The organism is Stenotrophomonas sp. 10L48 (assembly GCF_056395105.1).
On the sequence record NZ_JBFTIX010000003.1, the window covers coordinates 241,759 to 262,907 of the forward strand.

The 21,149-nt window shown below is 66.8% G+C and carries 20 protein-coding genes; 11 read left to right on the top strand and 9 right to left on the bottom strand.

Going from position 1 to position 21,149, the window contains the following annotated elements; all coding sequences use genetic code 11:
• Position 1 precedes the first annotated feature (1 nt).
• The 3 genes from AC1DCU_RS06595 to AC1DCU_RS06605 form a co-directional block, all read right to left on the bottom strand.
• Positions 2-673, bottom strand: coding sequence for a VOC family protein (locus AC1DCU_RS06595; protein ID WP_312962745.1), 672 nt, complete (start codon positions 671-673; stop codon positions 2-4).
• A 118-nt stretch (positions 674-791) separates the two neighbouring features.
• Positions 792-1,853, bottom strand: a complete 1,062-nt coding sequence (locus AC1DCU_RS06600) for an alpha/beta hydrolase family protein (RefSeq protein ID WP_442251336.1) — start codon at positions 1,851-1,853, stop codon at positions 792-794.
• Positions 1,854-1,887: 34 nt separating this feature from the next.
• Positions 1,888-2,715: an AraC family transcriptional regulator gene (locus AC1DCU_RS06605; protein ID WP_032976895.1), complete on the bottom strand. Its 828-nt coding sequence runs from the start codon at positions 2,713-2,715 to the stop codon at positions 1,888-1,890.
• Between the two features lie 187 nt (positions 2,716-2,902).
• On the opposite strand from AC1DCU_RS06605, the gene AC1DCU_RS06610 reads away from it, so the two are divergent.
• The 3 genes from AC1DCU_RS06610 to AC1DCU_RS06620 all read left to right on the top strand — a co-directional run bounded on the left by AC1DCU_RS06610 (position 2,903) and on the right by AC1DCU_RS06620 (position 7,134).
• On the top strand, positions 2,903-3,283 hold the full coding sequence (locus AC1DCU_RS06610; RefSeq protein WP_032976897.1) for a hypothetical protein: 381 nt from the start codon (positions 2,903-2,905) through the stop codon (positions 3,281-3,283).
• Between the two features lie 144 nt (positions 3,284-3,427).
• Positions 3,428-5,833: a TonB-dependent receptor domain-containing protein gene (locus tag AC1DCU_RS06615; protein WP_312962751.1), complete on the top strand. Its 2,406-nt coding sequence runs from the start codon at positions 3,428-3,430 to the stop codon at positions 5,831-5,833.
• Positions 5,833-7,134, top strand: a complete 1,302-nt coding sequence (locus tag AC1DCU_RS06620) for an aminotransferase class V-fold PLP-dependent enzyme (RefSeq protein WP_312962753.1) — start codon at positions 5,833-5,835, stop codon at positions 7,132-7,134. Before AC1DCU_RS06615 ends, AC1DCU_RS06620 begins: the two co-directional genes overlap by 1 nt.
• A 176-nt stretch (positions 7,135-7,310) precedes the next feature.
• On the opposite strand, the gene AC1DCU_RS06625 is transcribed toward AC1DCU_RS06620, so the two are convergent.
• From AC1DCU_RS06625 to AC1DCU_RS06640, 4 genes are all read right to left on the bottom strand, one after another.
• Positions 7,311-8,840, bottom strand: a complete 1,530-nt coding sequence (locus AC1DCU_RS06625; RefSeq protein WP_312965719.1) for an aminotransferase-like domain-containing protein — start codon at positions 8,838-8,840, stop codon at positions 7,311-7,313.
• Positions 8,841-8,849: 9 nt separating this feature from the next.
• The gene (locus tag AC1DCU_RS06630) at positions 8,850-9,452 is read right to left on the bottom strand and encodes a DUF6436 domain-containing protein (protein ID WP_312965720.1); all 603 of its coding nucleotides are present in this window, start codon (positions 9,450-9,452) and stop codon (positions 8,850-8,852) included.
• Positions 9,452-9,712 carry a hypothetical protein gene (locus AC1DCU_RS06635; protein WP_032976966.1) on the bottom strand — a complete coding sequence of 87 codons (261 nt, stop codon included), beginning with the start codon at positions 9,710-9,712 and terminating at the stop codon, positions 9,452-9,454. Before AC1DCU_RS06635 ends, AC1DCU_RS06630 begins: the two co-directional genes overlap by 1 nt.
• Before the next feature lie 71 nt (positions 9,713-9,783).
• The gene (locus AC1DCU_RS06640) at positions 9,784-11,199 is read right to left on the bottom strand and encodes an aminotransferase-like domain-containing protein (RefSeq protein ID WP_312963502.1); all 1,416 of its coding nucleotides are present in this window, start codon (positions 11,197-11,199) and stop codon (positions 9,784-9,786) included.
• Positions 11,200-11,382: 183 nt separating this feature from the next.
• Here AC1DCU_RS06640 and cyoA point away from each other — a divergent pair, with 183 nt between their 5' ends.
• From cyoA to AC1DCU_RS06665, 5 genes are all read left to right on the top strand, one after another.
• A complete protein-coding gene (gene cyoA / locus AC1DCU_RS06645; protein WP_025877429.1) occupies positions 11,383-12,288 on the top strand; it encodes a ubiquinol oxidase subunit II in 906 nt (301 codons plus the stop codon).
• A gap of 5 nt (positions 12,289-12,293) precedes the next feature.
• Complete coding sequence (cyoB, locus tag AC1DCU_RS06650) at positions 12,294-14,270, top strand: cytochrome o ubiquinol oxidase subunit I (protein WP_442251448.1); 1,977 nt, start codon at positions 12,294-12,296, stop codon at positions 14,268-14,270.
• Positions 14,267-14,902 carry a cytochrome o ubiquinol oxidase subunit III gene (gene cyoC, locus AC1DCU_RS06655; protein WP_442251447.1) on the top strand — a complete coding sequence of 212 codons (636 nt, stop codon included), beginning with the start codon at positions 14,267-14,269 and terminating at the stop codon, positions 14,900-14,902. The genes cyoB and cyoC overlap by 4 nt, the downstream gene beginning before the upstream one ends.
• Position 14,903: 1 nt before the next feature.
• On the top strand, positions 14,904-15,236 hold the full coding sequence (gene cyoD, locus AC1DCU_RS06660) for a cytochrome o ubiquinol oxidase subunit IV (protein WP_025877422.1): 333 nt from the start codon (positions 14,904-14,906) through the stop codon (positions 15,234-15,236).
• A gap of 114 nt (positions 15,237-15,350) precedes the next feature.
• Complete coding sequence (locus tag AC1DCU_RS06665; protein ID WP_309908322.1) at positions 15,351-16,037, top strand: SCO family protein; 687 nt, start codon at positions 15,351-15,353, stop codon at positions 16,035-16,037.
• Between the two features lie 201 nt (positions 16,038-16,238).
• Here the strand turns inward: AC1DCU_RS06665 and AC1DCU_RS06670 are convergent, their stop codons facing one another.
• Positions 16,239-16,817, bottom strand: a complete 579-nt coding sequence (locus AC1DCU_RS06670; protein WP_032976910.1) for a S8 family serine peptidase — start codon at positions 16,815-16,817, stop codon at positions 16,239-16,241.
• Complete coding sequence (locus tag AC1DCU_RS06675) at positions 16,817-18,583, bottom strand: S8 family serine peptidase (protein WP_025877415.1); 1,767 nt, start codon at positions 18,581-18,583, stop codon at positions 16,817-16,819. Before AC1DCU_RS06675 ends, AC1DCU_RS06670 begins: the two co-directional genes overlap by 1 nt.
• A gap of 278 nt (positions 18,584-18,861) precedes the next feature.
• On the opposite strand from AC1DCU_RS06675, the gene AC1DCU_RS06680 reads away from it, so the two are divergent.
• The 3 genes from AC1DCU_RS06680 to AC1DCU_RS06690 all read left to right on the top strand — a co-directional run bounded on the left by AC1DCU_RS06680 (position 18,862) and on the right by AC1DCU_RS06690 (position 21,121).
• Positions 18,862-19,266, top strand: coding sequence for a hypothetical protein (locus AC1DCU_RS06680; RefSeq protein WP_442251445.1), 405 nt, complete (start codon positions 18,862-18,864; stop codon positions 19,264-19,266).
• A 111-nt stretch (positions 19,267-19,377) separates the two neighbouring features.
• The gene (locus AC1DCU_RS06685; RefSeq protein ID WP_025877408.1) at positions 19,378-19,818 is read left to right on the top strand and encodes a DUF2231 domain-containing protein; all 441 of its coding nucleotides are present in this window, start codon (positions 19,378-19,380) and stop codon (positions 19,816-19,818) included.
• Complete coding sequence (locus AC1DCU_RS06690; RefSeq protein ID WP_032976914.1) at positions 19,811-21,121, top strand: PQQ-dependent sugar dehydrogenase; 1,311 nt, start codon at positions 19,811-19,813, stop codon at positions 21,119-21,121. The genes AC1DCU_RS06685 and AC1DCU_RS06690 overlap by 8 nt, the downstream gene beginning before the upstream one ends.
• Positions 21,122-21,149: the final 28 nt, after the last annotated feature.

Sequence of the window (21,149 nt, forward strand, 5' to 3'; positions counted from 1 at the left end):
CTCAGGCCGCCTGCACCCGCCAGCCCAGCGCGGCATCGTGCAGCTCGCCGCTGCCGCTCACATCGGCCACCTGCAGCTGCAGGCCCTGCGCGTTGGGCAGGTCCTTCTGCTCGGGGAACCAACGGCGATCGGCAGCGACCACGATCAGCAGGCCCTCGTCATCGCCCATCGGCGCGAACTGGGGCGACGGCGGGCTGATCGGCCGCAGGCCGAAGCGTTGGTTGGATTGTTCGCGCACCGCATCGACATCATGGCTGGGCAGGCCGACCTCGCTCAGGCAGGTCAGTTCGCTGCCATGGAAGGCGCCAGTGCGGTCGCTGGCCGGCAAGCGCCTGCGGCCGATCAGTTCCAGGATCAGGCCATCGGGTCCGGTGAAATACACCGACTGCGACTGCCAGCTGCTTTCCAGTGCGAAGTAGTCCAGCCCTTCCGGATTGCATTGCAACGGCGTGCGTGCGCGCAGCCAGCTCATGGCCTCGGCGAAGCGGTTGTCCGGCACATTGAAGGCAAGGTGCACGCCGCCTACCGGACGGCCATTCGCCGGTTGCAGCTGGATCGTGCTCCAGCCAATGCGGACCTGGTCGCCGGCCACCTCCAGCTGCAGCACGTCGCGGAAGTACGTGGCGACGCTGGCAACATCGGATACCGGCAGAGAAAGATGCAACAGGCGCATGATCGATCCTCCGTGGAGCGCTGGGTGCAGTGTAGTCCCGCGCACCTTTGCGCCGCGTCATCACCTGTGCAACGAATCGTTGTTGCCAGCCGTGGCATCGAGCCGTGCTCGACTGTCTTCAGCGCAAGGCCTCCCCGAAGAAGCGCACCGCGTCTTCCACCGCCACCGCATGCGTCTGCTCCTTCGGTACCGCAGTCATGCACAGCGCCTGCAGCCGCTCATTTGCCAGCGGCGTGCAGGCAGACAGGAAATCGTAGTGGCCGACACCGGGCAGCGCGTGCAGCGTTGCTTTCGGAATCAGCGCCGCCGCCACATCACCGTTGGTCACCGGCGGCGCCACTTCATCCGCTGAACCCAGCACGATCATCACCGGCTGCCGCAACGCCTTCAGCTGCTCCGGTGCAAACGCCTGCACGATGGCGGGCGCCAGCACGAACACCGCGCGCACGCCGGCAATCGAACGATCATCCTGTGCATGCTGCACGTACGGTTGCAGTTGTGGTGACGCCGCCGCCGCAAGACGCGCCGCCATCGTATGCGCGGCCGCTTCCTGCTGCGGCCTGCACACGCCGTCGTCCGGGTGCGCCTGGCAGAACGCCAGCAGCCGCGTCATGTCCGGCCGTGCGCCGGCGCTGAGCAGTGCGGTGAAGCCGCCAGCGGAATAACCCACCACGCCCAGCCGCGACGCATCAACATGTGGCCCCAGCTGCGGGTCGGCCTGCACGGCCGCCAGCGCCGCCTTCAGGTCGTCGGCGCGCAGCCAGGTCAGCACGCTGCCGGCCAGCGTCATCTCATCGGCGCCGTTGTTGCCGGGGTGGTCCACGGCGATCACCAGGTAGCCAGACCGCGCCAGCGCGGTGCCCAGCCACCCCATCATGCTCGCGGTGCCGCCATTGCCATGCGACAGCAACAGGGTTGGCAGGCGCCCGCCGGCAATGGGGGCATCCTTCGCCGCGCGCCCCACCTCGAACAGCGGCGCATCCGGTGGCCCGATGGTCAGCGGCGTCTCTTCGCTGCCTGGCATTGCCGGGTACCACGCGGTGAAGCGCAGCACCTCGCGCTGCGCACTATCGCGGATCGCCGCGCTTTTCAGCGTTGTCACGCCATGACGTTCACCGGCAATGGTGGGAGCGGCCGCCATCGCCACCGGCGCCAGAGCAGCCAACAGCAGGGGCAGCATCCATCGTGTCGCGCGCATCATTGGTTTCTCCGGGTCAGTCAGGGCGGTGATCGACCGGCAGCCAGATCTCCACGCCGCCATGGCCGGTATGCTCGTCGAAGCGGGTGTCGTAGCGTTCAAGATCCGGCGCGTTGGCCAGGTGGAGGTCGCTTGCCGGCAGGTACTGGTCCAGCAGCCAGAACCAGGTCGAGCGGATGGTGGAGATATGGCCGCCATGCCAGGCCACCAGGTAACGGCGCGCAGGCACATCCACCCGCTGCCAGTGTGCAGGCACCGATGGCAGTGCATTCACCGGCAAGGCTGCGATGTAGTCGAAGCCACCCTCGTCGTCGCTGCTGCAGCACACACCGAAACTGACCGGCGCCGGTGTTGGCCATTCGCGGTTGAGCTGCGCCCACTGCCCGGGAATCGCACCGCCGCTGTCGCGACTGTGGCGCATGCCGATGCCGGCCACCTGGAAGGGCGTGCAGTCGATCAGCCTGGGCGCCTCGGTGCAGGCCTGTGGCGCGTCGTCGAGGCGGATCGCGTGCACCAGTGCCAGTTCCTGCAGGCCCCGCTCGCGCACGCGCTCCGGGGTCTGCCCGAACTGCTCGCAGAAGGCACGGGTGAACGCGGCATGCGTGCTGTAACCGGCTGCCAACGCCACCTGCAGGATGTCGCCGGCACCGTTGGCCAGCTGTTGCGCGGCGGCGGTCAGGCGGCGTCCGCGCAGGTAGCGCACCACCGACGTGCCGGTGCGGGCCTGGAACAGGCGTGACAGGTGGAAGGGCGACAGTCCGGCGGCTGCCGCGATGTCGGCCAGCGCCAGCGGCTTGTCGGCATGGCTTTCGATGTACCACAACGCTTTGCCGGCTGCGCTCATCGCGCTGTCCCTCGTTCGAATGCCGGGCAGCGTACCGGATCGACGGGGTGGGGCGCTTAGCAGTTCTTGCGCCGGCAGGGCTTTGCGTTTGCCGTTGCACCGGCAACAATGCGGTCTTCATGGACACGATCGAGGCCAGGGACATGCCGGAAGTCACCGCTATCAGCCAGACCGCGCAGATCGCCGCATGGTGATGATCATTGCGATTGCCCTGCTGCCGGCGCTGCTGCCACTGGCGCTGCTGGTGCTCATGTGGCGGCGGGCACCGCGCTGGCGCGGGGACCCCTGGCTGTACCGGGTGATGTTCTCATTGCTGGCAGCACTGCTGGCGCCCACGTTGTTGATGGCAGGCCATGGCGGCCTGCCGTGCCCGACCATCGGTGGCCTTGTACTGGTGCTCATGGACCTTGAGTGGATCGGCCAACTGCAGGTGAACCTGATTGCCTTCGGAACCGAGGACACTGCCATCCTCTCCGCGCCTTTCCTGTTCGTTTTCGCGATCGCGCTGGTCATCCCGCTGCGCACGGCGCGGCCCGCCGTCTTCGGCTTCGACGACGACACCGCATAGCGCAGAGCCCGGCATGGGCGGCGGCTGCACCTCCAGCGGTCGCAACTGTCGTCTCCACGTCATCGCTGCTTCACATCCCGCCCCGAGACTGCGCGCCTTGTCCAGGTCCCACCTGGCCCTGTCGTGCCTTCCCGGAGTCCTGCCGTGCATCGTTCGAAGCTGTCGCGTTCCATCCTCCTCGCCCTTGGTCTGGTCAGCGCAGGAGGCGCGATCGCTGCAGATGCCGGAACGGCAGACACCAGCAGCAGTGGCAACGCCGCTGCGCCCACCCAGCTCGATGCGATGCTGGTCACCGGTACCCGTGCCTCCAACCGCACCCAGTTTGAAACCCTGGCGCCGGTGGACGTGTTCACCAAGCAGGACATCCAGTCGGTCGACTCCACCGACCTGAAGGACGTGTTGGCGCAGCTGGTGCCTTCGTTCGTGGTGCAGCGCCTGCCGATGGCCGATGGCCAGGTGTTCGTGCGCCCGGCCACGCTGCGTGGCCTGTCGCCGGACCAGACGCTGGTGCTGGTCAACGGCCGCCGCTTCCATCGCAGTGCCTTGCTTGGCAACCGCGGCGCACAGGCTGCCGACCTGGCGCAGATTCCGACCAGCGCCATCAAGCGCATCGAAGTGTTGCGCGATGGGGCGTCGGCGCAGTACGGCTCGGATGCCATCGCCGGTGTCATCAACATCATCCTGGAGGACAGCCCGGGCACCGAGATCACTGCGGGCTATTCGCAGTACGCGCAGGGCGATGGCGGCTCGCGCGACTTCAGTGCGCGCACCGGCTGGGCGCTGGGTGACTACGGCAGCCTCGCCCTGTTCGCCGAATCGTCCAACTCCGACGCGACCTCACGCACGCGCCAGCGTCCCGACGCCATCGCCTTCCAGGCCGCGCATCCCGAACTGGACGTGCCCAACCCGGTGCAGCGCTGGGGCCAGCCGGAGCTGGAAAGCCGCCGCGTGGGCTTCAACCTGAAGGCCAATGCCAGCGACACCCTGGAGTTGTATGCCTTCGGCCTGTACAGCCACAGCGACGGCGTCAGCGATTTCAACTGGCGCAACCCCGATACCACCACCGGCGCGTACCGTACGACCAGCATCTTCCCGGGCTGGAACCTGCGCTCGCTGTATCCGGTGGGCTTCAGCCCGCAGTACGGCAACACCCAGAACGACCTGCAGCTGGTCGCGGGCCTGCGGGGTGAGATCACGCCCAAGCTGCGCTGGGACCTGAGCGCCTCGTATGGCCGCAATGCCATCGACTACAGCCTGGACAACTCCATCAACGCCTCGCTGGGCCCGGACAGCCCGACCTCCTTCGACCTCGGCCGGCTGACCCAGACCGAGAAGAACGCCAATGCGGACTTCAACTACGAATGGGACGTGGCTGCGCTGTCGAAGCCGGTCAACGTCGCCTTCGGCGCCGAATTCCGCCAGGAGACCTACCAGGTGCGCGCCGGCGACCCGGCCTCGTATGCGGTGGGCCGTGGCGCTGCGGCGGGCCTGGAAGCCAATTCCAACGGCGCGCCGGGCTTCTCGGCCAGCCAGGCCGGGCAGTGGAGCCAGCGCAGCAAGGCCGCCTACGTGGACATGGAAGTACCGCTGGGCGAGCGTTGGAGCATCGGCGCGGCCGGTCGCTATGAAGACTTCTCCAGCTTCGGCAGCACGGTGGATGGCAAGCTGTCGGCACGTTTAGCGATCACCCCGGACGTGGCGCTGCGCGGCACGCTCTCCACCGGCTTCCGCGCGCCCACGCCGGCCCAGCTCAACACCACCAGCACCACCCAGGGCCTGGACACGCGCACGCTGCAGATCTTCACCAGCGGCCGCCTGTCGCCCAGCGATCCGTTGGCGCAGCTGCTGGATGCCAAGCCGCTCACCCCGGAAGAATCGCGTACGGCCTCGCTGGGCCTGACCTGGCGCACCGACCTGGGCCTGTCCGGGTCGGTCGATGTCTACCGGATCACGCTCAGCGACCGCTTCAGCCAGTCGGCCAGCTTCGCCATTCCGGCCGGCACGCCGAACCCGCTGGGCTATACCTCGGTGAACTACTTCACCAACGATTTCGACACCACCACCACCGGCGTGGATGTGGTCGGCAACTACCTGCGCGACCTCGGCGCAGGGCGGATGACGCTGACCCTGGCTTACAACTACAACCAGACCCGCGTCGACAACGGCAGCACCTCGGTGGCCACCAACGAGACCCAGCGCGTGCTGTTCGAAGACCGCCTGCCCGAGCACAAGGGCAGCTTCACCGGCAGCTGGGACGTCGGCGCGTGGTCGTTGATGGCACGCGTGCGCTATTACGGCAAGTGGACCGACTCCACCGGCAATGCCACCGGCGATATCTACCAGCAATTCGGTGCGATGACCTTCCTCGACCTGGCCGTGGGCTATCGCATCAACGAACACCACAGCCTGCGCGTGGGCGCCGACAACGTGTTCGACCGCTACCCGGATGAAGCCACCTTCCAGGCCAGCCGCGGCCTGATCTATTCGCGCAACGCGCCGTACGACACCGACGGCGCCAACGTGTACGCGCAGTACCGGCTGACCTTCTGATGGACAGCCGCCGCCGTTCCCTGCTGCGTGCCGGCGCGCTGCTGCCGGCCAGTGCGGCGCTTGCCGCGCTGGCTGCTCCGGCGGCCGCGCGCTACGCTGTGCCGATGGACATTCCTGCACCTTCCACGACGCCGGATGTGCTGGCCCGTGACGAGTCGTACTGGGCCGCCGTCGCCAGCCACTTCGACATCACCGATGAAGTGAACCACCTGGAGAACGGCTACTGGGGTGCGATGGGCAAGCAGACCCTGGCCAGCTACCAGCGGCATACCGCCGAAGTGAACCGGGGCAATGCCTGGTACGGTCGCCACGCGTTCCCGGCGCAGTACCTGGCCGTGCATCGGCAGGTGGCCGACATGCTTGGCGTCGGCGCCGACGAGATCGCGCTGACCCGTGGCGCCACCGAAGCGATGCTCGCGCTGATCGGCGGCTACAACCGGTTGGCCGCGGGCGACCAGGTGCTGTACGCCGACATCGACTACGACAGCATGATCAACGCGATGCGTTGGCTGCAGCAGCGTCGTGGCGTGCAGGTCGAGCGCATCGCACTGCCGGTGGTGCCCACCCATGAGCAGATCCTGCAGGCCTACGATGAGGCGTTCGCGCGCCTGCCGCGCCTGAAACTGGTACTGCTGACCCAGGTCAGCCACCGCCATGGGCTGGTGCTGCCGGTGGCCGAGCTCGCCGAACGTGCGCGGGCGCGCGGCATCGATGTGATTGTCGATGCCGCACATGGCTTTGGCCAGATCGACTACGCGGTGCCGGACCTGAAGGCCGATTTCGTTGGCATCAACCTGCACAAGTGGATCGGCGCACCGGTGGGCGTGGGCGCGATGTACGTGCGCAAAGGACGCGTGGCCGACCTGGATCCGTACATGGGCGAGACCGACGACGGCCGCGTGGGCAGTCGCGTGCACACCGGCACGGTCAACTTCGCCGCCTATCTGGCGCTGCCGGAGGCCATCGCGCTGCATCAGCGCATCGGCGCAGCGAACAAGCAGGCGCGGCTGCGCTACCTGCGTGAGCGCTGGACGGTGGCGGCGCGGCAGATGGCGCATATCGAGGTGCTGTCGTCGCCGGATCCGGCGTTGGCCAGTGCATTGGCCAGCTTCCGCCTGCGTGGCCATGCCTCGGTGGAAGACAACCTGGCGCTGCAGAAACGGCTGCTGGATGAACATCGGATATTCACCACCCATCGCGATGGCCTGGACTCCGGCGCCTGCGTGCGGGTGACACCATCGGTGTTCACCCGCCCCGCGCAGATGGATGCGCTGGTGCAGGCGTTGGCCGCGCTGGGGTAGTGCCGGCCGCTGGCCGGCAACCTCATGACCGTAGTGTGCATGCCGTTGCCGGCCAGCGGCCGGCACGACCAGATGCAACACCCATCCACGCATGGCGTGAACGGGCATTGCCAACCAAGGTTGGCATCTACCGGAACAGGCCCAGTAGATCCACGCCATGCGTGGATGCCCTTCCACTACCGGTCAATCGCCGGCAACGCATCGGACAACAACAACCGATCGATCCGCCGCAGCGCGTTTTCCAGTTGCCGCCGGTCCGCAGCCAATCCCAACGACAGCCGCACCCCGCTCGCGAACGGCGCGCCCGGCGGACAGAACGCCGATGAAGGCGCGATCGCCAGGCCCTGCAGCTGCGCCGTACGCACCAGCGTGGCGTCGGTCCACGGCGCTGGCACCCGGCACCACGCATGCAGCCCATCGGCGCGCTCCAGCAACGAGGGCGCCAGCAGATACCGCGCCATCCGCGTGCGCTCGCGCGCTTCCTCGCGTACCTGCGCCAGCAGCGCCTGCGCCGAGCCATCCAGCAGCAGCTGGCTGGCCAGCGCGGATACCAGCGGATGGCCCATCAACCGCGTGGCACGCAGTGCGGTGGCCATCGCCTCGGCATGGGCGGCGCCCGGGCATTGCACGAACGCGGTACGCAGGCCAGGGCTGATCACCTTTGAAAGCGTGGCCACATGGAACACGTGTCGCGGTGCCAGCGTCGCCAGCGGAATGGGCGCGGTGACGGCCAGGTGCCAGTACGGATCGTCCTCGATCGCCAGCAGGCCTTCGCGCTCCAGCACGCGCGCCAGCGCTTCGCGCCGCGTGGTGGGCACGGTCAGCGCCGTCGGGTTCTGGCAGGTGGGGTTGAGGTAGACCAATCGCGCGCCACATTCCCGCGCCCGGCGGGCCAGCGCCTCCGGGCACATGCCGTATTCGTCGCCCTCCACCGTGACCAGCCGCCGTCCCAGTGCGGCGGCGGCCTGCAGCAGACCCGGATACACCAGCCGATCGCAGAGGATCGCATCGCCCTCGCGCCCCTGGCTGAGCAGGATCGCCGCCAGTGCCACCTGCGCGCCTTCGGTCAGCAGCAGGCGAGCATCGTCCACCGTGCCCAGCATCGGCTGCAGCCAGCGCGCCGCCGCGTGGCGGTCGGTCGGGTTGCCACCGCCCAGGTGATAGGTCATCAGGTTCGGCGCATTGCTGCGCGCAAGCACCGCCGCTGCGCCTCGACGCAGCATTTCCGCCAGTGCATCGGCGTCGGGTACCGGTGGCACGTTCATGCTGAGATCCACGGCCTGATCAAAACCGGCCTTGGGCGGCGCGATGAAGCTGCCCTGTGGCCCACGTGCTTCGATCAGTCCACGCTTGCGCGCTTCATCGAACGCACGGGTCACCGTGGTCAGGTCCACGCCCAGCTGCTGTGCCAACGCGCGCTGCGAGGGCAGCCGTTGCCCGGGCGCCAGGCCACCGCGATTGATGGTGCGTTCCAGCGTGTTGACGATGCGCAGGTAGATCGGGCCGCTGTGCACGTGCACGTCCTGCACCCAGCCCAGCCCTGCAATGCCAGGCCCTGCGACATCGGGTCGCGGCATGTACGGAGGATGTCGGGGCGTATCGTTGCTTCCAACGGCGGGAGCCTGTCCATAACCATCGGTCGGTTCGGACAGGTGACCGCCGTTGTTGTTTGTGGCGGCTGCGCCAGCCAGCGTCGGTGATGTCATCGCGCGTCCTCAGCGCTGGGCCTGCCAGGGGCAATAGCAGCCCACGGCAAGCAGTCCTTTCGGGCGCACGGTTTCCCCGCGCACCAGTTTGTCCAGCAACGGTTCGACGAAGCTGTTGGCCGAATTGCAGACCATGCCGATGCTGTACGGGCCGGCATAGGCAAGGCGGCCCTGGCGGTCCCAGATCGCCACCGCCGGGCTGGCCGGAATGTTCCCGATGCCGTCGATGGTCGGCAGGGTGATCACCTTGCTGCGCAGCGGCTCAGGCAGTTCACCCTGGGTGCCGGGGCGGCGGATGGCATAGAAGTCGATGCCGGCGCGGCGATACATGCTGATCAGGTAGCTGAGGTGGGCACCGGTTTCGCGGTTGCACACGCCGCAGGCCGGGTCCCAGAAATGCACCACGCGGATGCGGCCGGTGTTACCGGCCAGTTCCGCCGGCAACCGCAGCTGCGAGTCATCGAAGACGATGGCCTGTTCGGCGAACGTGGACTGCTCGCCATAGCCGAAGTACTGCCACAGTGCCGCCGCCACGCCGGCCATGAACAGGCAGGCGAGGGCGATCATCACCGGCAGCATCGAACGGCGTGGGCGCGGCGCGGCTGCGCCCATCAAGAGCCGTCCGCGCCGAACTTGTGCACGTACTGCTTGCGCATCTCGCGGCAGGAGTCGGCCTGGGCGCGGCGTTGAATCTCGCTGCGCGCCGCGTCCTCGCTGCGGTGCAGGCACTGTTCAATGGCGTGGCGCTCGGCGGCCTGCACATCCACGGTCTGCGGTTGCAGGCAGACCCAGGCCAGGGCGGCCAGCATCAGCACGACGAACCCGCCGCAGCCGGCCATCACCAGGTGGAACTTCAGTTTGTCGGCGGCCATCTGCGGCACATCCTCCGTCCATACATTGCATACAAGATATCATCTTGTATGGGCATGGCCCACGGGATGGCTCAGACGATCGCCGAATGCCGCGCGTCGGGCGCCTCGGACAGGATCTCGTTCAGCTTGGCCAGCGCGCCGGCCAGTGCCTCCTGGTCCACCGCACCGCCCAGCGACAGGCGAATGGCGTTGCCCGGTGGCGGTTCCTCCACGCTGAAGGCATCGGAGCTGGCAATGCCCAGGCCCTGTTCCTGTGCCGCCTGGATCAGCCGGTACTGGTCCAGCCGCGGCGGCAACGGCAGCCACACATGCAGGCCGGCCGGGTGGGCCCGGCGGCGGGCGGGCAGGTAGCGGGCAGCAATGGCCTGGCGCTCGCGCAGTTCCTGCTGGAAGCGTTGCACCATCGCCTGCGCCTGGCCGGTGCGGATCCAGTGCGAGGCCACGGCGACCATCGACTGGGTGGGCATCAGCGCGATCGCACGCAGGGCGTCCAGCACCGGCTCCATCGGCTCGCCGCCCGGCACCACCAGGTAGGCCGTGCGCAGGCCGGGGGCCAGGCACTTGGACAGGGTGGAGATGTAGTAGACCGGGCAGCCACCGTCGGCCAGCGCGGCCAGCGGCGGGGCGGCATCGCCGGCCAGCAGCCAGTAGGGATCGTCCTCGACCACGGTCAGTTCGTGCCGCCGTGCCACCGCCAGCAGGGCCTGCCGGCGCTGCGCCGACATCGTCGCCGTGGTCGGGTTCTGGATGGTCGGCACCAGGTACAGCAGGCGCGGCCGGCGCTGCTGGCAGGCTTCGTCCAGGGCATCGGGCAGCATGCCCTCGGCGTCCATCGCCACCGGCACCACGCCCCGCTGCAGCACGCGCGCAGCGGCCAGCAGGCCCGGGTAGGTCAACTGCTCGGCGGCGATCAGTTCGCCCGGCTGGGTGCGGGCCAGGATCAGTGCGCACAGCGCAGTCTGCGCGCCGGGGCAGATCACCACCCGCTCGGCGCCCACCGGGCCGAGCACCGGCGCCAGCCATTGCACGGCCGCAGCGCGGTCGTCGCGGCTGCCGGCACCGACGTGGTAGCTCATCAGCTCGCCCTGGCCCAGCTGCTGGCCCAGGTGCTGGAACCCGGCCTCCATGCCCTGTGCGAACGGCGCGCTGCCCAGCAGCGGCGGGATGTTCATGCTCAGGTCGACCGAGGTGCTGCGGTTGCCGGCGGACATCGCAATGAAGGTGCCGCCCGCGCCCTGCGCGTCCAGCAGGCCGGCCTGGCGCAGTTCGGCGAAGGCGCGGGTGACCGTGGTCAGGTCCACCCCCACCTGCTGGGCCAGGTCGCGCTGCGGCGGCAGGCGATCGCCCGGCCGCAGCACGCCATCGTCCACCGCCTCGCGCACCTGCTGGGCGATCTGCAGGTACAGCGGTCCTGCGCCCTCACGGAAGGGGCGGACCCAGGTCCGGTTGGGGTGTTTCAGGCGGCGGCCGGCAGCAGGAGGCGTCATCGGTCGGATTTTTCCATACGTGCAGATGCACAAGTCCATACAATGCTGTATCTTGTATGGGCTTGATTGGAGTGGCTCGCCTGTTTGTAGGCGACCTCGTACCCACAGTGTAGCCGCTCCACGCCCGGGCGCTGCGCGCAGGCGAGCCGGTCAAGCGCGCATCTTCAACAGGGTTGACCACCAATGAATATCTGCTGGAACCGCATCCGCCTGGCGCTGGTCGCCCTGGCCTGCATTGCCCTGACGGGCTGCGATTGGGTGCTGCTGGATTCGAAGGGCATGGTCGGGATCGCACAGCGCGACCTGATCCTGATCTGCATCGGCCTGATGCTGATCGTCGTCGTGCCGGCCATCGTGCTGACCTTCGTGTTCGCCTGGCGCTTCCGCGCCGGCAATACCAAGGCGAAGTACACGCCGGACTGGTCGCACTCCACCAAGGTGGAAGTCGTGGTCTGGGGCGTGCCGTTGCTGATCATCGCGGTGCTGGCGGTGATCGTGTGGAAGTCCACCCACGAGCTCGATCCGTACAAGCCGCTGGACGTGGCCGGCGAACCGCTGCACGTGGACGTGATCGCCACCGACTGGAAGTGGGTGTTCGTGTACCCGGACCTGGGCATCGCCACCGTCAACCAGCTCAACTTCCCGGCCAACCGCGCGCTGGCGTTCAACATCACCTCCAACTCGACGATGAACACCTTCTTCATCCCGCAGCTGGGTGGACAGATCTACGCGATGGCCGGCATGCGCACGCAGCTGCACCTGATCGCCAACGAACCCGGCCAGTTCCGTGGCATGTCCGGCAACTACAGCGGCCATGGCTTCTCGAACATGAAGTTCATCGCCACCGCCAGCAGCAACGAAGACTTCGATCGCTGGGTGGCCGAGGTGCGCAGCGCGCCGGATGCGCTCAGCTTCGAGCAGTTCAAGGCGCTGGCCGCACCGTCGAAGAACGCGCCGGTGCAGCACTTCTCCAGCGTCGAACCGCTGCTGTTCAAGAAGGTCATCGACCAGTTCATCGGCGTCGGTGAGAACACCGCTGCTGCAACCCCGGCGGGCGCTGCCGGCGGTGCCCAGGTTTCCCAGGAGTAACGAACATGTTGGGTAAATTGACGTGGGAGGCCGTGCCGCTGCACGAGCCGATCGTCGTGGTCACGTTGGCGGCCATGGTGCTGGGCGGCCTCGCGCTGCTCGGCGCGGTGAGCTATTTCAAGCTGTGGGGCGTGCTCTGGCGCGACTGGTTCACCACGGTGGACCACAAGAAGATCGGCATCATGTATGTGGTCGTCGCGCTGGTCATGCTGGTGCGCGGCTTCGCCGATGCACTGATGATGCGCGCACAGCTGGCGGCCGCCGGGCCGGGCAGCGATGGCTTCCTGCCACCGGAACACTACGACCAGATCTTCACCGCGCACGGCGTGATCATGATCTTCTTCGTGGCCACCCCGTTTGTGGTCGGCCTGATGAACATCATCGTGCCGCTGCAGATCGGCGCGCGCGACATGGCGTTCCCGTTCCTCAACGCCTTCAGCTTCTGGATCTTCGTGGTCGGCGCTGCGCTGATGATGATCTCGCTGGGTGTTGGCGAATTCGCGATGACCGGCTGGGTCGCCTATCCGCCGCTGTCGGGCATCGAGTTCAGTCCCGGGGTCGGTGTCGATTACTACATCTGGGCGTTGCAGGCCTCCGGCATCGGTACCCTGCTGACCGGCGTCAACCTGTTCATCACCATCCTGCGCATGCGTGCGCCGGGCATGACGCTGATGAAGATGCCGGTGTTCACCTGGACCGTGCTGGTCACCAGCGTGATCATCATCGCCGCCTTCCCGATCCTGACCGTAGCCCTGGGTGCGCTCACCCTGGACCGCTACCTGGACTTCAACTTCTACACCAACACGTTGGGTGGCAACCCGATGATGTACGTGAACCTGGTGTGGGCCTGGGGCCACCCGGAGGTGTACATCCTGGTGCTGCCGGCGTTCGGCATCTTCTCTGAAGTGACCGCCACCTTCTCGCGCAAGAAGCTGTTCGGCTACAAGTCGATGGTCGGCGCCACCCTGGCGATCGGCATCCTGTCCTTCATCGTCTGGCTGCACCACTTCTTCACCATGGGCTCCGGTGCCAGCGTCAATGCCTTCTTCGGCATCATGACGATGATCATCGCCATCCCCACCGGCGTGAAAATCTTCACCTGGCTGTTCACCATGTACGGCGGCCGCGTGGAGTTCAGCGTGCCGATGCTGTGGACCATCGCCTTCCTGGTCACCTTCACCATCGGTGGCATGACCGGCGTGCTGCTGGCCATCCCGGGCGCGGACTTCCTGCTGCACAACAGCCTGTTCCTGGTCGCGCACTTCCACAACACCATCATCGGCGGTGCGCTGTTCGGCTACCTGGCCGGCTTCGTCTACTGGTTCCCGAAGGTGTTCGGCTTCACCCTCAACGAGCGCCTGGGCAAGTGGTCCTTCGCCTGCTGGGTGATCGGCTTCTACCTGGCCTTCATGCCGCTGTACATGCTGGGCTTCATGGGCATGACCCGGCGCATGAACCAGTACGACAACCCGGCATGGACGCCGTACCTGATCGCCGCCTTCATCGGTGCGCTGTTCGTGTTCGCGGGCATCATCCTGATGCTGGTGCAGATCTACGTCAGCGTGCGCGACCGCAAGCGCAACCTCGACCTCACCGGCGACCCGTGGAATGCACGCACGCTGGAATGGGCCACGCCGTCGCCGCCGCCGTTCTACAACTTCGCCGTGGTGCCCAAGACCGATGAGCTGGACGCCTTCCACGAAGCGAAGAAACGCGGCCTGCCGCCGCCGCCGAAGAAGTACGCACCGATCCACATGCCGAAGAACACCGGTGTGCCGCTGATCCTCAACGTCTGGATCCTGGTGCTGTGCTTCGCCCTGGTGTGGCACATCTGGTGGATGGCCGGTGCCAGCTTCATCGCGATGATCGCCACCCTGATCGCGCGCTCCTACAACGAGGACGTGGATTACTACGTCAGCTCCGAAGAGGTGGCGCGTACCGAAGCGGCCAACCACGCCAAGCTGCAGGAGGCAGGCGCATGAACCTGTTGACCCGTCCGCAACTGGACAGCGATGTGCTGGTCCACGACGACCATCACGAGCACGATCACGCCCACGACCAGGGCGGCATGAAGGTGTTCGGCATGTGGGTATACCTCATGTCCGACCTGGTGCTGTTCGGCTCGCTGTTCGCCTCGTACGCGGTGCTCAGCACCGCCTACGCCGGCGGCCCGACCGGCAAGGAACTGTTCTCGCTGCCGTTCGTGATGGCCGAGACCTTCATCCTGCTGGTGTCCAGCATCACCTATGGCCAGGCCGTGCTGGCCATGCACCGCCTGGACAAGGCGGCGGTGCTGCGCTGGCTGGGCGTGACCTTCGTGCTCGGTGCCTCGTTCATCGGCATGGAGCTGTACGAGTTCTCGCACCTCCTCCATGAAGGTGCCGGTCCCAGCACCAGTGCCTACCTGTCGGCGTTCTTCGCCCTGGTTGCCACCCACGGCCTGCACGTGGCCAGCGGCCTGATCTGGATGGCGGTGGTGATGCACCAGGTGTATCGCCGCGGCCTCACCCCGACCAACATCACCCGCGTGTCCTGCCTGAGCCTGTTCTGGCACTTCCTGGACCTGGTGTGGATCTGCGTCTTCACCTTCGTCTACCTGATCGGAGCCTTCTGACATGGCCCACGTCGAAACCTCGCGCGCCGGCAATGCGCACGGTTCCACCAAGTCCTACCTGATCGGCTTCGTGCTGTGCGCGTTGCTGACGGTGGTGCCGTTCGCGCTGGTGATGAACCCGGTGCTGTCGCGGCCGGTCACCCTGTTCCTGCTGGTCGGCTTCGCGGTCGCGCAGATCCTGGTGCAGCTGGTGTACTTCCTGCACATGGACCGCAAGTCCGAAGGTGGCTGGAACCTCGCCAGCTTCGTGTTCACCCTGGTGATCCTGTTCATCGTGGTCGCGTTGTCGATCTGGATCATCTGGAGCATGCACTACCACATGATGATCAACTGACCGTGGCCGGGGCGATCGGCAAGGAGTGCGCGATCGCCCTGGCACCTCAGCCCTCTCTTCCCCCAGGGCAGGCCTGACCGAGACCGCGCCCACCTCGTGTTGGTGGTACCCGTGATGCGTGTTGCTTCCGTTGTTCGTTCCCTGCGCCTGCCGCTGCTTGCCGCAGGCTTCGCACTCGGCCTGCTGGCCGGCTGCAGCGCGCAGTCGCGCATGGATTTCTATTCCAAGGACATCGCCTGCGAGGAACTGGGCCAGCACTGGACCATGCCTGACAGCGCCGGCACCCTGCGTGGCCCGAAGGACCTGCAGGGGCAGGTGACCTACCTGTTCTTCGGCTTCACCAGCTGCCCGGACGTGTGCCCGACCACCATGGTCGAACTGAGCCAGGTCAAGCACCTGATGGGCAAGGATGCAGACCAGCTTCAGGTGGTATTCGTCAGCGTCGATCCGGCGCGCGATACCCCCGAAGTCGCGCACACCTATGTGCACGCGTTCGACCCGAAGGCGATGGCACTGGTCGGTGACGAGGCACAGCTGTCGGCGATGGCCAGCGACTTCAAGGCGTTCTACGAGAAAGAGCCCGGACAGCTGCCGGACACCTACACGATGAGCCACATCGCCGGCGGCTACGTGTTCGACCGCCAAGGTCGCCTGCGCCTGTTCGCGCCCTACGGCATGCCGGTGGAGCAGCTGTTCTCGGACGTGCAGCGGTTGCTGCTGGAGCCGGAACATCCGGCCGCAGGCAGTGAAGCGTTGGCGGCGTGCAAGCTGCCGCACAGCGCGAGCGTCGCCGCACGCTGAACGACGCATCGCCCTGGTAGGTGTCGACCTTGGTCGACACGCGATGAATGAATCTGATGGGTGCCGACATCCTGATTCTGGCGGGTGCCGACATTGGGAATCTGGTGCATGCCGACCGTTGGTCGGCACGCCCTCCCGCTCGCCAATCCCCCGGCCAGCCAGGAGAGCCAACCGGCCGGGGGCACCACGCAACGCCCTAGATCACTTCTTCTCTTCCCACTGCACCACGTCCGGCTCGGCCGCGCGCACGCCCGCAGTCGACAGCAGCCGGGTGCTCGCATCCAGCGCCGCGTTCACCGACGGGTATTCCACGATGGCCAGACCGGCAGCCCTGGACACCTTCACCACGGTGCCGCCCGTGGCCTTTGCCGCGCGCTGTGCAGATGCCGCATCGGTAAAGAACACCTTCACCCGCGAGGTCGCCACCACTGGCGCACCATCGTTGGACACCGCAGCGGCGAACTTGCCGGCGCCGGCATCAGCGCCGGCTGCTGCCGCGCCATCCAGCGAACGCTTGCTGCGCGAACTGGTGGTGGCCGCTGCCTGCGGCGTGATCCGGAACTGGCCGCCCGCAGCCTGCTGCACCGTGGTCGACGGGGACAGCTGGAAACGCGTGCCGCCCACGTCGAACGAACGGCCGGTGGCCGAAGCTTTCAGTTCCTGTGCATCCACGGTGGACAGGCTCCGTGCCGGTGGGGTCTGCCCCGAGCTCTGTGCCCAGGCAGGGGAGGTCATCGCCGCGAAGGCGAGCGTGCTCAACAGAATGGTCGTTTTCATCATCAGTGCCCCAGAACGCGGATCTTGAAGAATTCGAGGTTGCCGCGCGATGCAGCATTCGCGGCCTGCCCCATGTCGGTCACTTCCAGCGTCCAGGTGCCGGTGGCACTTTCATCCAGGAAGGCATTGCTGGACAGCAGATCCCAGTTGGTGAAGTTGCGCTGCACGCCATTGGTACCCGAACCGATGGCGGTGAAGGCCGGCTGCACCACGCTGCGCGTACCACTGGGCGAAACAAGCACGAACTGCAGCTGGCGGGTATTGCTGTGGTTCACCCGGAAGCCCAGCTGCACCGACTCGATGTTGCGTGCGCCATTGGCCAGCTGGAAGGTCAACCGCGCGGCGGCGGCGGAGGTGTTGCCGATGGCCACCGTGCGCGTGGTGGTGCGCCAACCCGTATCCAGCAGCGGGCCCAGCGACTGGAAGTTCTCGGCGACCTGCACGGCGCGCGCCGCGTTGACCACACCGAAGCCGTACCAGTTGCTGTAAGCGCGGTTTGCTGCATTCACCGTCCAGCCCGGCACCAGCGTGCGGCCGTCGGCCAGCGTCACCGCCGGTTGGTTCGGATGGTTGCGGGTGGCCGTGGTGGCGAGGATGTATTTCACATCGCGGTAGGACAGGTTCGGGTTGGCCTCCAGCACCAGCGCCGCCACGCCCGACACCATCGGCGCCGACGCCGACGTACCGTTCATCTTCGCGGTGTAGTTGCAGGTGCTGTCGATCGCCGACAGGTTGCTGTCCAGCGTGTTCTGGCGGTTGGTGTTCTTGTTGCTGCCCTGCGTGCAGCCGGTCACGTCGGTGGTGACGATGGCCGGATCGTACGCACGTGCCACCAGGTTCGGTGCGTACTGCGCCTGCAGGCCGTACTCGCCACCAAAGGCCGACACCCACAGTGCCGAACCGGTGGACGAGTACGACGAACGCACGCCATCGGCGCGCACCGCACCCACGGTGATCACGTTGAACAGGTTGTTGCGTGGATCGCGGCCAGCCGGCACACAGCCGGTGTTGCGGTTCTTGGTATCGGTGGTGCAGACGTCCTGGGTCTGGCTGATCGAGGCGTTGTTGAAGTTGTTGCCGGCTGACTTCACGTAGATGCCGCCGCGGCCACCGCGCGTGCCCGACAGTGCCTGCTCGTACGAACTCACCGTGTTCTGGCTGTAGGCCACTGGCAGGTTGGGGTTGCCCGGGCCAGCGCCCCAGCTGTTGTTGAACACCTGCACATCGGCCGACTCGGCGCCATCCCACCAGGCGTATTCGATGTTGCTCTGCTGGTTGCCCTGCGCATTGGAGGCCAGCACGTTGAAGCCCTTCAGCGTTGCCGCCGGGGCCACGCCACGCACGCCCAGGTTGTTGGCGCCCACCGCACCGGCGATGCCGCCCACCATCGTGCCGTGGTTGTCAGCATCGGGATTGGACGGCGTGGGATTGTTGGAGCCGTTGGCGAAGTTCTTGCCCGCTACCGCCGCCACGTTCGCGGCCAGGTCCGGGTGGGCGATCTGCAGGCCGTCATCGACGATGCCGATCACCACGCCCTGGCCACGGATGCCATTGCGGAACAGGCCATCGACGTTGAGATCGTTGCCGGCCACCGGCAGCGTATCGGCCGGCACCGTCTGCCCGGTATTGAGCAGATGCCACTGGATACCCGCCAGTGGGTCGGCCTGTTGCGCCTGGGCGGTAACGGCCAGGCTGCCGAGTACCAGGGCAGTGGCCAGGGCCAAGCGCGCAGAGCGCGGTGGCGCGGAGCGTTGCGTGTGTCGCTTCATACACGAATCCTTCTGTTGTGAATCGGCATGGCAGGACGGCGGGGCGGATCTGCCCCATCGCAACGAGCCAAACGCGACACAACGAACAACCCCCTACCTCTTCACGCAGTCGATGTGCGGATGTGCCAAATACGTCACAAACACTTATGCCGCCTTGTAATGACGACTGCGCCGCTCTGGTCGGTGCCCCGGTAGGTGCCAACCTTGGTTGGCACAATCCACCCGCACCGGAACCCCACCGCCATGCCACCATGCCCAGGCTCCCCGGAGGACACCGGATGAAACGCCCCAATGCCCGCGCCCGCGCCGATCTGGCCCCACTCACCGTGGCCACCATCCGCAAGGTGGTGCTGTCGATGTATCACCGTCGCCACGATTACTGGACCGACGCCGACATCGCCGAGCTGCTGCCGGAGCTCACCGCATTCAACATCACCACGGTGAAGCAGCTCCGCCTGCTGATGAAGCGGCACCGCCGCGCGCTGCTGCGGGAGGAAAGGACAAAGATGCCCCGGGCGCAGACGCTGGATCTGCTGGCAGGGGGCGGTTGGCATGGCATCGATGTGCACGCCAATACCAGCTGGTTCGCCATTGGCGGCCTGGTCCGCATCAGCATGGAACACGAATTCGGCTTCGAGACCATGCTGCCATTCCATGAGATACGGCACACCGAACCGACGTAGCGTGGCGCGTGCGCGACGGCCCAGGCAATGGCAGCAGGGCGTCATCGCACCCCCTCCCGCCCCCCTGTGCTACTACAGCCCGTGCACCCCTTCCCCGAACGGAGCACGACCATGGTCAACCCCGTCGCCCAGGCCCATCGCGGCCTCGGCACAACACTCTTCAGCCTGTTGAATCCGATACCGTTCGGCTTCTTCGTGGCCGGCCTCATTTTCGACATCCTCTACCTCAACACCGCTGAAGTGATGTGGGGCAAGTCGGCGGCGTGGCTGATCACCTTCGGCCTGCTGATCGCCATCCTGCCGCGGCTGATCAACCTGTTCGCGGTCTGGCGCCGCAACGGCACCGCCACCGGCACCGACCGCCTCGATTTCCTGCTCAACCTGGTCGCCATCGTGCTGGCCGTCTGGAACGCCTTCGTGCACAGCCGCGATGCCTATGCGGCGGCCGTGCCGGGCACCATCCTCTCCGCGCTGACGGTGGCACTGATCGCGCTTGGCTTCATCGTGCTTTCGCTGCAGCAGCCGGTGCTGCAAGGAGCCCGTCATGGCTAAGCGCATCCTGCCTGCCGTGGGCGTGCTTTCGCTGGCATTGGCGCTGGCCGCGTGTGCCGGAAAAGCCGAATACCACCCGGCCGACCAGTCCGGTGCACAGCCACCGCTGCCCGCGCCGCAGAACTACCTGATGCCGCCGATGCAGGTGCCCAAGGGCGTGGGCTGGGCCGAGGGACAGGCACCGTCGGTGGCCGACGGCCTGAAGATCGAACGCATCGCTGCCAACCTGCAGCACCCGCGGCGATTGTTGACCCTGCCCAACGGCGATGTGCTGGTGGTGGAGGGTAACGGCCCCGGTGAAGAGCCGGTCACCACGCCCAAGCAGTGGATCGCCGGCAAGGTGAAGGCGCGCTCGGGCAAGGCTGGCAAGGGCGGCAACCGGGTCACGTTGCTGCGGCGCGCGCCGGGCACCGGCACCTGGACCCAGCACGTGTACATCGAAAACCTGCACTCGCCGTTCGGCATCCAGCTGATCGGTGACACGCTGTATGTGGCCAACACCGGCAACATCATGAAATACCACTACGTGCCGGGCGAAACCCGCATGTCCGACAAGGGCAGCGAGTTCACCGACCTGCCCAGCACCATCAACCACCACTGGACCAAGGAACTGCTGGCCAGCCGCGATGGCAGCAAGCTGTACGTGGGCGTGGGCTCCAACAGCAACATCACCGAGAACGGCCTGGCGGTCGAGTACCGCCGCGCGGTGGTGCTGGAAGTGGACGTGGCCACCAGCGGCAGCCGCATCTACGCCTCGGGCCTGCGCAACCCCACCGGCCTGGACTGGGAGCCGAGCACCGGCAAGCTGTGGGCGGTGGTGAACGAACGCGACGAGATCGGCGCCGACCTGGTGCCCGATTACCTCACCTCGGTGCAGGAGCACGGCTTCTACGGCTGGCCCTACAGCTACTACGGCCAGCATGTGGACGAGCGCGTGCAGCCGCAGCGGCCGGACTTGGTGGCCAAGGCAATCCGCCCGGACTTCGCCATCGGCTCGCACGTGGCACCGCTGGGCCTGCTGTTCTACACCGGCCAGGCGTTGCCGGCGAAGTACCACGGCGGTGCCTTCATCGGCGAGCACGGCAGCTGGGACCGTTCGCCACTGAGCGGCTACGAAGTGGTGTACGTGCCGTTCAAGGACGGCAAGCCGGCCGGCCGCCCGGAAGCGGTGGTGAGCGGGTTCGCGTCCAAGGATGAGAAGACGCTGATGGGCGCGCCGGTGGGCATGGCCATCGATGCGGAGGGCGCGCTGCTGGTCGCCGATGATGTGGGCGACGTGGTGTGGCGGGTGTCGGCGAAGTAGCCGGTCGCCCGCGCATCACCCGTGCTGT

What these genes read in the sequence shown, in the direction of transcription:
- AC1DCU_RS06630 (WP_312965720.1), bottom strand. Translation starts at nt 9,452, where the DNA reads ATGGGCGCAGCCGCGCCGCGCCCACGCCGTTCGATGCTGCCGGTGATG.
- AC1DCU_RS06610 (WP_032976897.1), top strand. Translation starts at nt 2,903, where the DNA reads ATGGTGATGATCATTGCGATTGCCCTGCTGCCGGCGCTGCTGCCACTG.
- AC1DCU_RS06665 (WP_309908322.1), top strand. Translation starts at nt 15,351, where the DNA reads ATGCGTGTTGCTTCCGTTGTTCGTTCCCTGCGCCTGCCGCTGCTTGCC.
- AC1DCU_RS06620 (WP_312962753.1), top strand. Translation starts at nt 5,833, where the DNA reads ATGGACAGCCGCCGCCGTTCCCTGCTGCGTGCCGGCGCGCTGCTGCCG.
- AC1DCU_RS06600 (WP_442251336.1), bottom strand. Translation starts at nt 1,853, where the DNA reads ATGCTGCCCCTGCTGTTGGCTGCTCTGGCGCCGGTGGCGATGGCGGCC.
- AC1DCU_RS06595 (WP_312962745.1), bottom strand. Translation starts at nt 673, where the DNA reads ATGCGCCTGTTGCATCTTTCTCTGCCGGTATCCGATGTTGCCAGCGTC.
- AC1DCU_RS06640 (WP_312963502.1), bottom strand. Translation starts at nt 11,199, where the DNA reads ATGACGCCTCCTGCTGCCGGCCGCCGCCTGAAACACCCCAACCGGACC.
- AC1DCU_RS06675 (WP_025877415.1), bottom strand. Translation starts at nt 18,583, where the DNA reads ATGAAGCGACACACGCAACGCTCCGCGCCACCGCGCTCTGCGCGCTTG.
- cyoA (WP_025877429.1), top strand. Translation starts at nt 11,383, where the DNA reads ATGAATATCTGCTGGAACCGCATCCGCCTGGCGCTGGTCGCCCTGGCC.
- cyoB (WP_442251448.1), top strand. Translation starts at nt 12,294, where the DNA reads ATGTTGGGTAAATTGACGTGGGAGGCCGTGCCGCTGCACGAGCCGATC.
- AC1DCU_RS06680 (WP_442251445.1), top strand. Translation starts at nt 18,862, where the DNA reads ATGAAACGCCCCAATGCCCGCGCCCGCGCCGATCTGGCCCCACTCACC.
- AC1DCU_RS06625 (WP_312965719.1), bottom strand. Translation starts at nt 8,840, where the DNA reads ATGACATCACCGACGCTGGCTGGCGCAGCCGCCACAAACAACAACGGC.
- AC1DCU_RS06670 (WP_032976910.1), bottom strand. Translation starts at nt 16,817, where the DNA reads ATGATGAAAACGACCATTCTGTTGAGCACGCTCGCCTTCGCGGCGATG.
- AC1DCU_RS06635 (WP_032976966.1), bottom strand. Translation starts at nt 9,712, where the DNA reads ATGGCCGCCGACAAACTGAAGTTCCACCTGGTGATGGCCGGCTGCGGC.
- cyoC (WP_442251447.1), top strand. Translation starts at nt 14,267, where the DNA reads ATGAACCTGTTGACCCGTCCGCAACTGGACAGCGATGTGCTGGTCCAC.
- AC1DCU_RS06685 (WP_025877408.1), top strand. Translation starts at nt 19,378, where the DNA reads ATGGTCAACCCCGTCGCCCAGGCCCATCGCGGCCTCGGCACAACACTC.
- cyoD (WP_025877422.1), top strand. Translation starts at nt 14,904, where the DNA reads ATGGCCCACGTCGAAACCTCGCGCGCCGGCAATGCGCACGGTTCCACC.
- AC1DCU_RS06605 (WP_032976895.1), bottom strand. Translation starts at nt 2,715, where the DNA reads ATGAGCGCAGCCGGCAAAGCGTTGTGGTACATCGAAAGCCATGCCGAC.
- AC1DCU_RS06690 (WP_032976914.1), top strand. Translation starts at nt 19,811, where the DNA reads ATGGCTAAGCGCATCCTGCCTGCCGTGGGCGTGCTTTCGCTGGCATTG.